8 protein-coding genes are annotated in these 13,762 nt (G+C 65.8%); 1 reads left to right on the top strand and 7 read right to left on the bottom strand.

Annotated features, from left to right (window positions below; genetic code table 11):
• Positions 1-18: 18 nt before the first annotated feature.
• The 7 genes from ACWYRN_RS07950 to ACWYRN_RS07920 all read right to left on the bottom strand — a co-directional run bounded on the left by ACWYRN_RS07950 (position 19) and on the right by ACWYRN_RS07920 (position 11,890).
• On the bottom strand, positions 19-510 hold the full coding sequence (locus tag ACWYRN_RS07950; protein ID WP_488691907.1) for a RidA family protein: 492 nt from the start codon (positions 508-510) through the stop codon (positions 19-21).
• Positions 511-532: 22 nt separating this feature from the next.
• A complete protein-coding gene (locus ACWYRN_RS07945; RefSeq protein WP_488691906.1) occupies positions 533-931 on the bottom strand; it encodes a c-type cytochrome in 399 nt (132 codons plus the stop codon).
• Positions 928-2,514, bottom strand: coding sequence for a flavin monoamine oxidase family protein (locus ACWYRN_RS07940; protein ID WP_488691904.1), 1,587 nt, complete (start codon positions 2,512-2,514; stop codon positions 928-930). The genes ACWYRN_RS07945 and ACWYRN_RS07940 overlap by 4 nt, the downstream gene beginning before the upstream one ends.
• Before the next feature lie 377 nt (positions 2,515-2,891).
• Positions 2,892-3,614, bottom strand: a complete 723-nt coding sequence (locus tag ACWYRN_RS07935) for a hypothetical protein (RefSeq protein WP_488691902.1) — start codon at positions 3,612-3,614, stop codon at positions 2,892-2,894.
• A gap of 111 nt (positions 3,615-3,725) precedes the next feature.
• The gene (locus ACWYRN_RS07930; RefSeq protein WP_488691901.1) at positions 3,726-5,630 is read right to left on the bottom strand and encodes a DUF885 domain-containing protein; all 1,905 of its coding nucleotides are present in this window, start codon (positions 5,628-5,630) and stop codon (positions 3,726-3,728) included.
• A gap of 189 nt (positions 5,631-5,819) precedes the next feature.
• Positions 5,820-9,956 carry a DEAD/DEAH box helicase gene (locus ACWYRN_RS07925; RefSeq protein WP_488691900.1) on the bottom strand — a complete coding sequence of 1,379 codons (4,137 nt, stop codon included), beginning with the start codon at positions 9,954-9,956 and terminating at the stop codon, positions 5,820-5,822.
• Positions 9,953-11,890: a S9 family peptidase gene (locus ACWYRN_RS07920; protein WP_488691899.1), complete on the bottom strand. Its 1,938-nt coding sequence runs from the start codon at positions 11,888-11,890 to the stop codon at positions 9,953-9,955. The genes ACWYRN_RS07925 and ACWYRN_RS07920 overlap by 4 nt, the downstream gene beginning before the upstream one ends.
• A gap of 251 nt (positions 11,891-12,141) precedes the next feature.
• Between ACWYRN_RS07920 and hemE the strand changes: the two genes are divergently transcribed.
• Positions 12,142-13,224, top strand: coding sequence for a uroporphyrinogen decarboxylase (gene hemE / locus ACWYRN_RS07915; RefSeq protein WP_488691898.1), 1,083 nt, complete (start codon positions 12,142-12,144; stop codon positions 13,222-13,224).
• The last annotated feature ends 538 nt before the right edge of the window (positions 13,225-13,762 follow it).

The raw sequence follows: 13,762 nt of genomic DNA, 5'->3' as shown, positions 1-13,762 counted from the left end.
ATGAAAAGGACTGCGCTCTTATTTTTTGGCGGCGACGACCTCGATCTCGACCAGCCAGCCGGGGTTGCTCAGCGCCGCCACCTGCATCACGGCGCGCGCCGGCAAATTCGGCTGGGCGCCGCCGAAGAACTGGGTATAGCCCTCCATGAAGCCGGCCACGTCGCCCTTGCCGCCGCGCGCCGGATCCCCCACCAGGAAGACCTGCATCTTGACCACGTCGCCCATGCCCAGGCCCATGCCGGCCAGGATCTCCTTGATCTTGTTGAGGACGCCGACCGTCTGCTGCTTCGTGTTGCCGAAGGCGGCCAGCGAATCGCCGGGCGCGTTCTTGTCGACCACCGGCGGCACCTGGCCGCTGATGAAGTGGATGGTGGCATTCGGCGGCAACGTCACCGCCTGGGCGATCGGGAAGTCCGAGCCGGGAATCTTGTGGCGCACGATGTCCTGGGCGGCGGCGGGCAGGGCGGCGCCCAGCAGGGCGAGGAGGAGGGGAAGCGAGCCTGGTTTCATGGGGGTTCCTTGTGGGTGGGGATCAATGTTTGTTACTGAGGCGGCCGGTGCCGGCCTTGGCAGCCTGCAGCGCCGTACGCAGGGCCGCGACCTCGGCGTCCGGCACCGGCGCGGCGGCGTTGCCCCAGCTGGTGCGGGCATAGGTGAGCACGCGGGCGATGTCGGCGTCGTTCAGGCTGGCGCTGAAGTCCGGCATGCCGCCGCGCCCCTTGAGCAGGACCGTGGCGCTGTCCGCCGCCGGTCCCTGGACCAGGGCACTCCCGGCCAGCGCGGGAAAGGCGCCGGGAATGCCCTTGCCGTTGGCCTGGTGGCAGGCCGCGCAGTTTTTCAGGAACAGGGCCTTGCCGTCCATGTCCTGGGCGGCAGCGCTGTGCACGGAAGCGGCGCAGAGTGCGCCGATAAACAAGAGTCGGAAGTTCATGCCTGGGCCCTCGCGTGGAGACGTTCGATCTGCTGCCATGCCGATTCGATGGCGCCGGCCTGCCAGCCGGTCAGGTAGCTCAGGTGCTCGCCGGCGAGCAGGATGCGGCCTTCGCCCTCGTGCAGGACCGGATAGGCGGCCTTGCGGCTTTCCTCGGTCCACTCGGCCCAGCCGCCCAGGTTGTACTGGACGCGGTGCCAGGCCACCGAAAAGGCGCTCTCGAACGAGGAGCGGTAGGAGGGGAAGATTTGCTGGCCGGCGGCCAGGGCGAATTCGGCGCGCTCGGGCGGCGTCATGGCGCTGACCTCGATCGCATCGAGCATGTAGTTGTAGTAGCCGAGCACCACGCCCTTCTTCGATTGCCAGTTCGAGGACGGTACGGAAATCGTGTTGATGCCCTTCAGGTCGGTCAGCACGTGGCCGCCGTAGATGCCGTCGTCCTCTTCCCAGAAGCGGCGCCGCATCTGCAGGCCGATCTTCCCGACCGGCATATACGCGACCGCCTTCACCGCTTCCTGCAGGCGCGGCGAAAAGCCGGTGTCGACGTGGCGCAGCACCGACAGCGGCAGCGTGCACAGGCAGTAGTCGGCGCTGAAGGAAGACAGCTTGCCGCTGGCCTTGTCCTTCACCGTCACCGTGACCTTGCCAGCGTCCTGGCGGATGGTCTGCACCTCGGCGCCGTAGCGGATGCGGCGGCCTACGCGCGCCTCAAAAGCGCGCGCGATGCGGTCCATGCCGCCCACCGGCTGGAACATCGTGTTCTGCATCGGGAAGTCCTGCACCGCGCTGTAGACCTTGCCCATCTTCGAGGCCAGCAGCTCGCCGAAGCCGAGCGGGTCGGACGCCTGGCCGGCGCCGGGCACCATGCCGGCGCCCGGGTTGACCTTGAAGCCGCGCCCGCTGCGGCCCTTGTAGCGCAGGTCGCCGGCGTCCAGGTGGCCCTCGTTGGCAAGGTAGTCGAGCAGGTTCTGCTTGTCGGCAGCGCCGAGCTGGCGGTCGAGTTGGCCGTCGTTCACCGACTTGGCCAGCAGCTCGGCCACATGGCCGCGCAGGTCGGACTTGATCTGGGCCGGACGCAGGCGCTGTTTTGCCAGTGGCCCGCCGTTCTCCAGGTAGACCCAGGCCTGGTCGTTATCGTTGACCATCACTTCGAGCGGCACGCCGAACAGGCGCGTGTAATAAAGGGTCGACTGGTGGTGCATCGGGATGCGCCAGGGGCCGTGGTTGATGTAGTGGCCCTCGTCGAAGCGGCATTCCTGCACGTCGCCGCCAAGCTCCTGTAAGCGGAAACCCTTGCGCGCCGTCTGGCAACGCCCGCCGGCGAAGTCGCGTGCCTCGATCACCTGCACCTCGTATCCCAGCTTGCCCAGCTCGAAGGCGGCGGTCATGCCGGCCAGGCCGGCGCCCAGCACCAATACCCGCTTGCCCTTGCCGCTGCCCGACAAGGCTGGCGGTGCACTGGCACGCGAGGCGATGCCCATGCCCCAGGCGTTCATCGTCGTCAGCAGCAGCGCCGACCCGCCCACTGCCGCGGCCCGGTACAAAAAGTCACGCCGCGTCCATGTTCCCTTCGCTCCATCCATGCGCTGCTCCTTGTTTGTTGTCGATATGCAACGGATAGCAAGCGCTGTGCCTGGGATGCAGGAAAAAAGCTGGGACTCGACGCTGAAAACAATGTGTTTTCGGCGCGGAAGCGTCACTTGTGATGCGCTGCACAAACAATGTCTTTACATGGTGCTGGCAAGGCCTTGATCGATCACTGGAAGCGGGAAACACACATTATTTTGATGTGCAAACATTATTTTTCGTCCTGTTCAGACAGGCAAAGAAGGGACGGCACGCAGCCATTCCAGGCAAATTTGATGCGCCGCACCAAATTGAGCAGGCATGCACTGCAATAGGATTTTTTTGACATAACGCATCACGAACGCGCAGCGGGCGATGCGTGCGGCCGAAGAGCTCAGCCGGCTTGCGAAGGATCGCTGTCGCGGTCGATCCAGTAGCAGAACTGGCCGTAGGAGGGGGCGGTTTCCGGACGGGCGTCGAAGTAGTCCGCGATCATCTGGCGGTAGGCCGCGCGGCGCGAAAACACGGGATGCATGGCGGCGTGGCGCAATACGGCGGCGCGGATGATGTCGCGCACAGTCGCATCGGCATTCAGGCCGACCGCGCCCGATTTGCTGGGGCGGCCGCGCTTGACGTTGGCATTCGTCCCGCGTGTCTTGCCGGGTGCGCCGGAGTTGGCGTAGTCCGGCAGCAGGGCGTCCGGATGCTGGCCGCGCGCCCAGTAGCGGCGCAGGTAGCGGTACACCGTGGGATGCGACACGCCGTGCGCCAGGGCGCAGGCCGCTACGAGCGGACCGCGGCTGCGCGCGTCGAACAGGGCCGGCTCCGCGTGCACCAGGTCGCCGACGACGGCCCAGGCCTGGTCGCGCAGGGCCAGGTACTTCGGCGGCAGCCTGGCGGCATCGGCCGGGATGCGCCAGGGATCGTCCGCCAGCAGGCGCGCCCGCCCCTGGCGCACGTCGTCCACCAGGTCCGCCAGCGCCACCGCGCGCGGCAGGGCGTCGGCCACTTTCAATGCATAGATATAGGCCAGGGTCGCGCCGCTGTCGATCCAGAGGATGCGGATCGTATGCGGCCGGCCTCCGGCATAGTCCAGCAGATCGTTACGCAGCAGCATACGGCGAACCCTCCCCGCGTCAGGTGAGCTTGTAAATATGCAAGTTTCACGCCAGCGAACGACAGAAAAAAAACCGGGCGCGTGGCCCGGTCGTCGTGGATGCGGCGATGCTCAGTTGCGCATCAGTTCGGCGATCATCTTCACCGGCGCATTGCCGTAGCTGAGGAACTGGTCGTGGAATTGCTTCTGGTTGAAGCGGTCCCCAAGCGCCTGCTTGCGCTGCTCGCGCAGTTCCATGATCTCGCTGTAGCCGCTGTAGTAGCTGGTCAGCTGCACCGACGACAGCTGCACGCGGCGCCACTTCTCGGTCGCCTCTTGGCGCGTCTGGAAGGCCTGGTTCACCAGCAGGTCCATCGCCGCTTCCTGGCGCATGCCGAGCACGTGCACCGAGTAGTCGAGGATGGTGTTGGTCACGCTGCGCAGGTTCCACTTCGAGTACATCAGCCACATTTCCGGCGCGTTGCCGCCGTAGCCCGATTCGAGCATCATGCGCTCGCCGTACACAGCCCAGCCTTCGACCATGGCGCCGTTGCCGAACAGGGACTTCACCAGCGACGGAGAACGGTTCGCATGCACCAGCTGGGCGTAGTGGCCGGGGATGGCTTCGTGGATGTTCAGGATCTGCAGGATCCACTCGTTGTACTCGCGCAGGCTGCTCTCGGCCTGTTCGGCCGACAGACCGTCGAGCGGCGTCACGTTGTAGTAGGTGCGGTCCTTCGGACGGTAAGGGCCCGGCGCGTCGATGCTGGCGCCGGCCACGCCGCGCTGGTACATCGGCGTCTCCCGCACTTCCAGCGGCTTGCTTGGGTCGAGGGTCAGCAGGTCGTGCTTGATCACCCAGTCCTGCAGCTCCGGAATCTGGCGCCGGATTTCGGACACGAAGTTCTCGCGCGCGACGTGGCGTGCGGAGAGCTTATCGATCAGCAGGCCGATCTTCTTGAAGCGGTCGTTCGGTTTGCTCACGCCGGCCATGTAGCGCGGCCAGAGTTCGTCCGAGATCGTGTCCATGCGCGCCAGCAGTTCCTCGCGCGTGCGCAGGGCCTTGCGGAAGGTCTGCTCGGCGCTGCTGGCCGACTGGATCTCGAGCGCGAACTTCTGTTCGTACAGTGCCTTGCCGAGCCTGAACGGACGCGCCTGTCCGCTTTGGGCCAGGGTCTTGTCCGTCTTTTCCAAATAGTCCACGTAACCCAGCACCGCAGTGCCGGCATTCGCGATGCGCTGCGCGAAGATCGCCTTTTCCTGGGCGTTCAGGATCGATTCCTGGGCCGCCTGGCCCAGGTCGGCCAGCACCGCCAGGGTACCCGGCGCCTGGGCGATCGCCAGCTGGGTATGCTCGCGTGTCGGGTTCTTGATCGTCGCCTGCGCTGCCTGGTAGTAGGCAGGCACGTCGGCCAGGCGCCTGAGGATGGTGCGCAGGCGCTGCGGCTTCGCCGCGTAGTCGGTGTTCAGGATCAGGTCGAGCGGCTGGGCCACGTTGTACAGCGACGGGTTCCATTCGAACTCGCGCAGCGTGGTCAGGCGCCAGCGGTCGGTCTCGAGCTTGTTGATCAGGAGGGCGACGTCCGTACGCTGGCGCGGCGACATCTGGCGCTGGTCGAGCTTGCGGAATTTTTCCAGCCACTCGTTGGCGAACGTGAGTTTCTTGGCGCGCGTGGCGTCGTCGGGAATGGTGAGATTCGCGGCGGCGTCGAACTTGCCGACCGAGATGCCGCCTTCGGGATCGACGCGCCAGAGCGCCGTCAGGTACTGCATGCTGTACGAATCGGCGCGGCGGTCGAGGCGCTTTTCCGGACCGGTCGACTTGGCTGCTGCGAGCGAAGCACCGGTTGCCGCCGCTGCAACCGCAGCGGCCTTGGTTTTCGATTTGCCCTTGGCGGCGGGCGCCTTGGCTTTGGATGCCTTGGATTTGACGACTTTCGACGCCTTCGGCTTGGCGTTCTTGCTTTGCTTGGCGCTGGCGGGCGCCAGCGCGAGGCTGGCGAGCATGACCGCCAGCGCGAGTTTCGTTTTCATCATCTTGATCGGCCCTGTGGAGTATGAATCGGGGCGCCGGGCGCAACGAGAACGCAGGCCAGCGCGCCAGCGTAGCACCATTCAGGTTGCTTGCGGGTGCTTGAAACAATACGTCACGTTTTGCGCCAGCCTGCGCCGGCCCCTTCGCATGCGGCTGCGCTTGCAAAAGCGGCAATGATCACATGGATGGGCTCAGCGCGCCAGTCCCTGCTGCAGCATCGCCAGCATCTCGCCCGGCGACATGCGCGCCGCCATGTCGCCGCCTTCGAGCAGGCTGTCGGCCAGGTCGCGCTTGTGGCCGTGCAGTTCGACGATGCCTTCCTCGATGGTGTGGCGCGCCACCAGGCGGTAGATGGTCACCGGCCGCTGCTGGCCCATGCGGTGCGCACGGTCCGAGGCCTGGTCTTCCACCGCCGGGTTCCACCACGGGTCCATGTGGATCACGTAGTCGGCCGCCGTCAGGTTGATGCCAACGCCGCCCGCCTTCAGGCTGATGAGGAACAGGTCTCCCTCGCCGGCCTGGAAGGCGTCGACGCGTTTCTTCCGCTCCTGCATGGGCGTGGAACCGTCCAGGTACTGGTAGGCGATGCCGCGTTCGTCGAGCAGCTTGCGGATCAGGGTCAGGTGGTCGACGAACTGGCTGAACACCAGCACCTTGTGGCGGTTCTCCAGCAGGTCGTCGATCAGGTGCGCAAAGGTATTGAGTTTGCTGCTGGCGATGCCGAGACCTGGGGCGACGAGCTCCGGATTGCAGACCGCACGGCGCAGCCGCATCATCTCGGCCAGGATCGCAATCGACTTCTGGCTTTCCGGCGCTTCGAGTGCCGACAATTTGTCCAGCGCTTCGCGCCGCAGCGATTCGTAGAACGCGGTTTCTTCCTCGGTCAGCTCGACCGGGATCACGATCTCGGTGCGCGGCGGCAGTTCGGTCAGCACCTGGCTCTTGGTGCGGCGCAAAATGAAGGGCTGCGTCAGGCGCCGCAAACGCGTGCGCGCGCCAGCCTCGGCGCGCTTGTCCTGGGCCTTTTCGATGGGGCCGGCAAAGCGCAGCTGGAACTGGTCGGCGGTACCCAGCAGACCCGGGTTGATGAACCGGAACAGGTTCCAGAGTTCGCCCAGGTGGTTTTCCAGCGGCGTGCCGGTGGCGATCATGCGGAAGTCGCCGCGCAGCGCCATCACCGCCTGCGAGCGGCGCGTGGCCGCGTTCTTGAAGGCCTGTGCTTCGTCCAGCACGATGGTGTGCCAGGTCTTCTTGGCGAACAGCGGCGCTTCCAGCTGCAGCAGGCCATAGCTGGCGACGATCACGTCGAAGGGGCCGGCGGTTTCCAGCATCCCTGCGCGCTCGCCGGTGCCGAACAGCTTGATGTTGAGCGTCGGCGCAAAGCGCGCCGCTTCCGCGATCCAGTTGGTGCAGACCGAGGTTGGCGCCACCACCAGGGTCGGGCCGTTCGGTGCGCGCAGCAGGATCAGGGCCAGCGCCTGCAGGGTTTTACCGAGGCCCATGTCGTCGGCCAGGCAGGCGCCCACGCCCCAGTGGGCCAGGCGCGCCAGCCATTCAAAACCTTCGCGCTGGTAGTCGCGCAGCTCGGCCTGCAGGGTCGACGGTAGCTGCGGCTCATAGGCGGCGTTGTCCGCCATCTTCTTCAGGTGGGTACGCCAGGCCTTGTCGAATTCCACGTTGCCGGCGTCAAGCGCCAGTTCTTCCAGCGCGAAGCTGGCCAGCGGGTGCACGCGCAGCGCGTCCCCGTTGGCATCGGTGTAGGCGGCGAGGTCGGTGAGCCTGCGGTGCAGTTCGTTGGTCAGCGCCAGGAACTGGTTGTCGCCCAGGGCAATGAAACGGCCTTCGCTGCCGCGCATCTTTTCCAGCAGCGACACCAGGTCCATCACCCGGTTTTCGTCGACCACGACTTCGCCATTCGCGGCAAACCAGTCCTTGTCGCGCTTGATGTTCAGGCGCACCGATTTCGAACTGACCTTCTTGCTGACGCGGAAAGGCTCGCCCTCGGGCCAGGCGATGACTACGCGCGCCGGGTCCAGTTCCTGCAATTCGCTGACCAGTTCCAGGCTGGCGAAGGGCTGGCCGAGCAGCCATTCGCCGTGTTCTTCTTCCGCGCCTTCGAGTGCGCGGCATTCAAGCAGCAGCTGGCGCTGGCTTTCGCGCTCAAGATTCAGGTCGCGCTTGGCTTCGGTGCGTACGCCGTTGACGTCGGCGATCACGCGCTCGGCGCCGCTGCCCGGTGCGTAATAGGCGCCAGTATCCGGCAGCGGCCGCACCAGGATGCGGATGCGCAGGCCCTGGCCATACGGCAGCAGGTGCACGTGCAGGCGCGGGTCGGCGGCGATGCGTTCGATATCCGCAGAGCTGGCGCCGATGTCCGACTGCACCGTGACGATCGACGAAATCGCACCGATCGCCTGCAGCACGCGCACTTCGGCCTCCAGGGGCACGACCAGCGACTCGCCGACGATGGCGCCGATGCGGCGGTGCTCGTCGCGCACGCGCACCACGCGCAGGCGCGTCGGCGATTCGCGCGTGACCACCACGTCGCCGGCGCCGCGGTGCAGGGGCGGGCGCAGCGAGATCGTCACGTTGTCGCGGTCGGCTTTGACCAGCAGTTCGGGTTCGCCCGGCAGCAGTTCCACGCGCGTGCCCGGTGAATCCATCCAGAACAGCATCGGGTGGCCGACCAGCGCGGCCACCGCCTTGTCGAGGTCGAAGTCGTAGCGCAGGTTGCTGCTGTATTGCTGGCGCTGGGCGCCGATGCTGGCCACCACCTGCAGGTCTTGCGCGCTGACGAAGTCGAGCGAGGCGGCGTCTTCGAGCAGGCGCTTCAGGCCCATCGGGCGGCCGCGGCTCCAGGCGCCCTGCGCATCGCGCTTCTGTTCGCGCGGCTCGACTTCCTGCACGCCGTACTGGGCGTCGTAGCGCAGCAGCCAGACCAGGCGCGATTCCTTCACCACTTCCACGTTCACGGCCGGCTGCAGGTTGATGAGGGCGTTCAGCTGGCGCTCCCAGGCCTGCTCGCGCTCGAACCAGAGCGTTATGTCGGTGAGGCGGTGCTGCCGGCGCAGGGCGATGGCGCGCTGTTCATGGGCGATGCTGCCCATCTGCCCGAGCACGCCGGCCAGCTGGGCGCTGACCAGGTCGAAGCCGGCCGCTTCCGACAGGGCCAGGGTTTCTTCCAATAGTTCGCTGCGGTTGGCGAGCTGCGGCATGCCCAGCCACCAGTGCATGAGGGCGCGGAACAGTACCGGCTGCAGCGCGGTTTCCCAGTTCCGCGATGGCAGCACGTTGGCGTCGACGGTGCCGCCGCGGATCTGGCGCAGCATGCTCAGTTGCTGGTAGACGGCGGTGTCAAAGCTTTGCACGGCGCGCGTGGCGCTGTCGAGGTAACTGTCGAGGGCTTTATGCAGTTTGGCGTCGTCGCGGCGCAGCATGGCCGTAACATACAAATAGCCGCCGATGCCGGGGAAGACAGCCTTGCGCCTGCCGGTTTCGCGGCGCAGCAGTTTCAGGGCGGCGTCGAAGCCGGCCAGGGCCTCGTCAAGCCCGTCGCGCAGCAGCAGGATCACGCTGCGGTAGAACAGGGCGGTGGAGTCGTCCAGGTCGACCAGCAGCTCGGCGGCGTCGTCCAGGCGGCCGCACAGGATCAGGTGCTCGGCCAGCGCCACGCGCAGGCCCATCGAGGCGCCGCCCTGGGCCACGTGGCGCTCGGTGTAGGCACGAATGTCCGCCGCCACCTCCGGTTCGCGCTGGGCGTGGTGGATCAGCACCGCCAGCACGCCTTCGCGCACATGCGGGTGGATGTGGTCGAGCAGTTCCGGTTCGAAAGGCCGCGCGCAGATATCGACGAAGGGCGGCGAATAGGCTGCTTCGTGGCAGGCCAGGCAGGCGGCCAGCGCCGGCGCGATATACGCTTGGTCCTTGCCGGTGATGAGGGCCAGGCGCAGCAGGGCCACGCCCTGGCGGTAACTGCGCAGCACCGGCCGGCCCTGCCAGTCCATCCGGATCGGCATGTCGTGCATGTAGCATGCTGCCAGTTCCTGGAGTTCGCCGTTGTCGAGCACCGCCTTCAGCGCCGGCCAGGAGGCCTCGGGCGCGATGATGAAGCCGCGGCCCGTGACTTCCTGGATGAAGCCATGTTCGCGTAATGTGGTCAGGCAGGCATTCGACGCGCTTTCGGTAAAGCCGTCTTTGTACAGCAGCTTCAGGCAGTCGAAGATGCGCTTGCGGCCCATCGGCTCGCCCGCCAGTGCGAGCAGGCCGAGCGGGCGTTTGAATTCGTCTGCGATTCCGGAGATGACGTGGCGTAGGTCGATCGACGTCATGCAGCCAGGTTCTCGATCTCGACTTCGGGCAGGCCGGCGGGCACCGGCATGCCGAACACACGCAGGTAGAACACCAGTTCCGCTTCCAGCGTTTTCACGACGCTGTCGGCCTTGCGGAAGCCGTGGCCTTCGCCTTCGAGCGTGATGTAGGCCACCGGTACGCGGCTGGCGCGCAGCGCCTCCACCATCGACTCGGACTGCTGGGGCGGCACCACCTTGTCGTCCAGGCCCTGGAAGAAGATCATCGGGCGCTTGAGCGAAGCCGTGTGGTGGATCGGCGAGCGCTGGCGGTAGACCGCATCGGCCTGCGCCTTTGGTGCGATCAGGTATTCGTTGTAGTGCGACTCGAACTTGTGCGAGTCGGCGTCGAGACCCGCCAGGTCGGACACGCCATAGTAGCTGGCGCCGGCCTTGAAGACGTCGTGGAAGGCCAGGGCCGACAGCGTGGTCAGGCCGCCGGCGCTGCTGCCGCGAATCAGCAGGCGCTCCGGGTCGGCCAGGCCTTGTTCGGCCAGGTGGCGCGCGCCGGCCACGCAATCCTCGACGTCGATCACGCCCCATTGGCCCTTGAGCAAATCGCGGTAGCTGCGCCCGAAGCCGCTGCTGCCGCCGTAGTTCACGTCGAGCACGGCGAAGCCGCGGCTGGTCCAGAATTGCGTCGCCAGTTTCAGGGTGCTGGTGGCCATGCCGGTCGGGCCGCCGTGGCCGATCACGATCAAGGGCGGCAGCTCGCCGTCCTGCGGCGCGTAATCCTTGTTGGTCGGCGCGTAGTGGAAGGCATAGGCGCTGCGGCCGTTCGCGCTAGCGTAGCGGATGCTGCGCGGGACGGACAAATAGCCGGTGTCGGGCAGGGCCTCGATCGAGCGCGCCAGCACTTCGCGCGCACCCGTGGTCGGGTCGATCAGGGCCAGTTCCAGGGCGATGGTCGGCGAACCGGCCAGCACCGCCACCGCTTGCGGCGTTACGCGCAGCTCGCGGATTTCCTGGTAGGGCGTGGCTATGGGCGTGAGTGCGCAGCCGCGCGTCGACAGGCTGGCCAGGCGGCTGACGCCGTCCTCGATATAGGTGCAGACGATTTCGTCTTCCGAGCGGAAGCCGTACATCGAGCCGCCGAAGCTCCAGTGCGGGCCGCCGAACTCCGCCTCGCGCGGGCAGAGCGCGTGCACCACGCCGTGCTCGAAGCGGTACAGGTTCCACCAGCCGCTGCGGTCGGACACGAAGTGCAGCAGGCCGTCGGGCGACCACTCGGGCTGGCAGATCGATTCATCCATGCCGCCTGCGACCAGGCGGCCGTCGACCAGCTTGCCGTCTTCCCCGACGTCGGCCACCCACAGCTCGGTGCCTTGCCAGGGCATGCGCGGGTGGTCCCAGCACAGCCAGGCCAGCTGCTTGCCATCGGGGGACAGGCGCGGGGCGGCATAAAAGTCGTTGCCGTCGACGAGGATGGTCTCTGTTCCGTCGAAGCCGACCGCGCACACCGTGTTGACCGGGTAGGCTTCGCCGGCCAGGTGGTCTTCGCGCACGGCGACCAGGCGCTGGCGCGCGCGGTCCGGCACGAAGTCGGCGTAGCGCACGGCGTCTTCCTTCGTCATCAGCACCGGTTCGCCGCCGTTTTCCACGCGGTACAGCTTGTTGTCGGCGTGGTGCGAGAACCAGACCGTGCCCCCGTCGACCGCATACGCGCCGCCGCCGTATTCGTGCACGCGGGTGCGCACGTTGAACGGCGCTGCGGTCAGTTCGGCCACGTCGTGCGCGCGCCGGCGCAGCAGGGTGGTGCGGCCGGCTTCGCTGGCGCGACCGGCCAGCCACAGCACGTCCTGGCCGTCGAGCGCGAGCTGGGACAGCGGCATGGCGCCAGCGGCGACCACGGCAGCGCTGATCGGGGAAGTCCAGGTGCCGCAGGGCGCGGCCTGTGGGCGGGTCGAGTCGGTCATGGCGGTTAGCTCAGGAAGATGAACCAGCATTATAAGAGTTAGCCTGGTTTTCGTAGGGTGGGCACTCGTGCCCACGCGGATTCACGATCCGCAACTCGCGGTGGTGCTTCGACTCCACAAGCGGCGTACCGCGTGGGCACGAGTGCCCACCCTACAAACCCGGCAAGCGCCTCTGATTCTCGCCCAACCAGATGCCAAGACCCCTCAAGAATGCGATAATAACCCTCTTCCCGACGCCTTTATTGTCAGCCATGCCACAATTTGCCCCGCTCAAGAACGATACTTTCCTGCGCGCGCTGCTGCGCCAGCCGACCGAGTACACGCCAGTCTGGCTGATGCGCCAGGCGGGCCGCTACCTGCCGGAATACCGCGCCACCCGCGCGCGCGCCGGATCGTTCCTGGGGCTGGCAAAGAACCCGGACTACGCCACCGAAGTCACGCTGCAGCCGATCGACCGCTACCCGCTGGACGCCTCGATCCTGTTCTCGGACATCCTGACCGTGCCAGACGCGATGGGCCTGGGCCTGTACTTCGCCGACGGCGAAGGCCCGAAGTTCGAGCGTCCGCTGCGCACCGAGGCCGACGTGCTGGCGCTGCGCGTGCCGGAGATGGACGCGCTCGACTACGTGTTCAAGGCCGTCACCTCGATCCGCCTGGCGCTCGACGGCCGCGTGCCGCTGATCGGCTTCTCGGGCAGCCCGTGGACGCTGGCCTGCTACATGGTCGAAGGCCAGGGCTCGCGCGAATTCCACACGATCAAGAAGATGCTGTACGCGCGCCCGGACCTGATGCACCGCATCCTGGAGATCAACGCCACCGCCGTGGCGCAGTACCTGAACGCCCAGATCGACGCCGGCGCCCAGGCCGTGATGATCTTCGATTCCTGGGGCGGTGCGCTGGCCGACGGCGCCTACCAGGAGTTCTCGCTGAAGTACATGCAGCAGGTCGTCAGCCAGCTGCAGCGCGAAAAGGATGGCGTGCGCATTCCGGCAATCGTCTTCACCAAGGGCGGCGGTATCTGGCTCGACGAAATGGCGGACATCGGCGCCGACGCGCTGGGCCTGGACTGGACCGTGAACCTGGGCCGCGCCCGCGCCCTGGTCGGCGACCGCGTGGCCCTGCAGGGCAACCTCGACCCGGCCATCCTGTTCGCCGAGCAGGACCAGATCCGCGCCGAGGTGGAACGTTCGCTCACCGCCTATGGTGCACCGTCGTCCGGTTCGGGCCACGTGTTCAACCTCGGCCACGGCATTTCGCAGTTCACGCCGCCGGAATCGGTAAGCGCCATGGTGGAAGCTGTGCACAGCTTCAGCCGCCGCCAGCGCGCCGGCTGATTTTTGCCAGGCAGGGTGGACAAAATGTCCACCGCGGCGCAGCAAAATCACACTTGTTCACAAGTTTCAAAAATGCAAGTCCAGAGGCTGTGGACAATTGGCTGGGTTAGCGTAAACAGCAAGCTATTGAATTCAAAGAGTTTTTCTTTGTTTAGTCGATTGGCTTGCTGGTACGAAAGCGAGTTTTCCCAGCGAAATCAGTGCTTTTCACTTCCTTGTTCACAAAGTTATCAACAGCACGCTGAGCTCGGCTATAAAAACTTCCGTGTTTACCGATACTTAGACAAAGCTTCGTAGATTATTGTTTAAATCTTCATTACTTTGTTGCATGCCTTAGCGTGGAAACGGAGGTTATGCACAATCATTGCAGAGCGGGAACCAAGTTGCTGTGGACTACTTTGGCTGGCGTAAGTGATTGAATATACAGGGCTTATTTTTCTTGTATTTCCGTGTATCTACGTATCGTTTGACTTAACGTAAACTTCTCCACCGGTCAAGCCTTCCATTCTCCACAAAGTTTTCCACAGCCTGTACGACA

This window comes from Massilia sp. BAP21 (genome assembly GCF_057801335.1).
Note: the sequence above shows the minus strand (reverse complement) of the source record. Positions and strands in the feature narration are given on the sequence as shown.

Excerpts from the sequence above, each read along its gene's own strand:
- ACWYRN_RS07950 (WP_488691907.1), bottom strand. The coding sequence starts at position 510 with ATGAAACCAGGCTCGCTTCCCCTCCTCCTCGCCCTGCTGGGCGCCGCC.
- ACWYRN_RS07945 (WP_488691906.1), bottom strand. The coding sequence starts at position 931 with ATGAACTTCCGACTCTTGTTTATCGGCGCACTCTGCGCCGCTTCCGTG.
- ACWYRN_RS07940 (WP_488691904.1), bottom strand. The coding sequence starts at position 2,514 with ATGGATGGAGCGAAGGGAACATGGACGCGGCGTGACTTTTTGTACCGG.
- ACWYRN_RS07935 (WP_488691902.1), bottom strand. The coding sequence starts at position 3,614 with ATGCTGCTGCGTAACGATCTGCTGGACTATGCCGGAGGCCGGCCGCAT.
- ACWYRN_RS07930 (WP_488691901.1), bottom strand. The coding sequence starts at position 5,630 with ATGATGAAAACGAAACTCGCGCTGGCGGTCATGCTCGCCAGCCTCGCG.
- ACWYRN_RS07925 (WP_488691900.1), bottom strand. The coding sequence starts at position 9,956 with ATGACGTCGATCGACCTACGCCACGTCATCTCCGGAATCGCAGACGAA.
- ACWYRN_RS07920 (WP_488691899.1), bottom strand. The coding sequence starts at position 11,890 with ATGACCGACTCGACCCGCCCACAGGCCGCGCCCTGCGGCACCTGGACT.
- hemE (WP_488691898.1), top strand. The coding sequence starts at position 12,142 with ATGCCACAATTTGCCCCGCTCAAGAACGATACTTTCCTGCGCGCGCTG.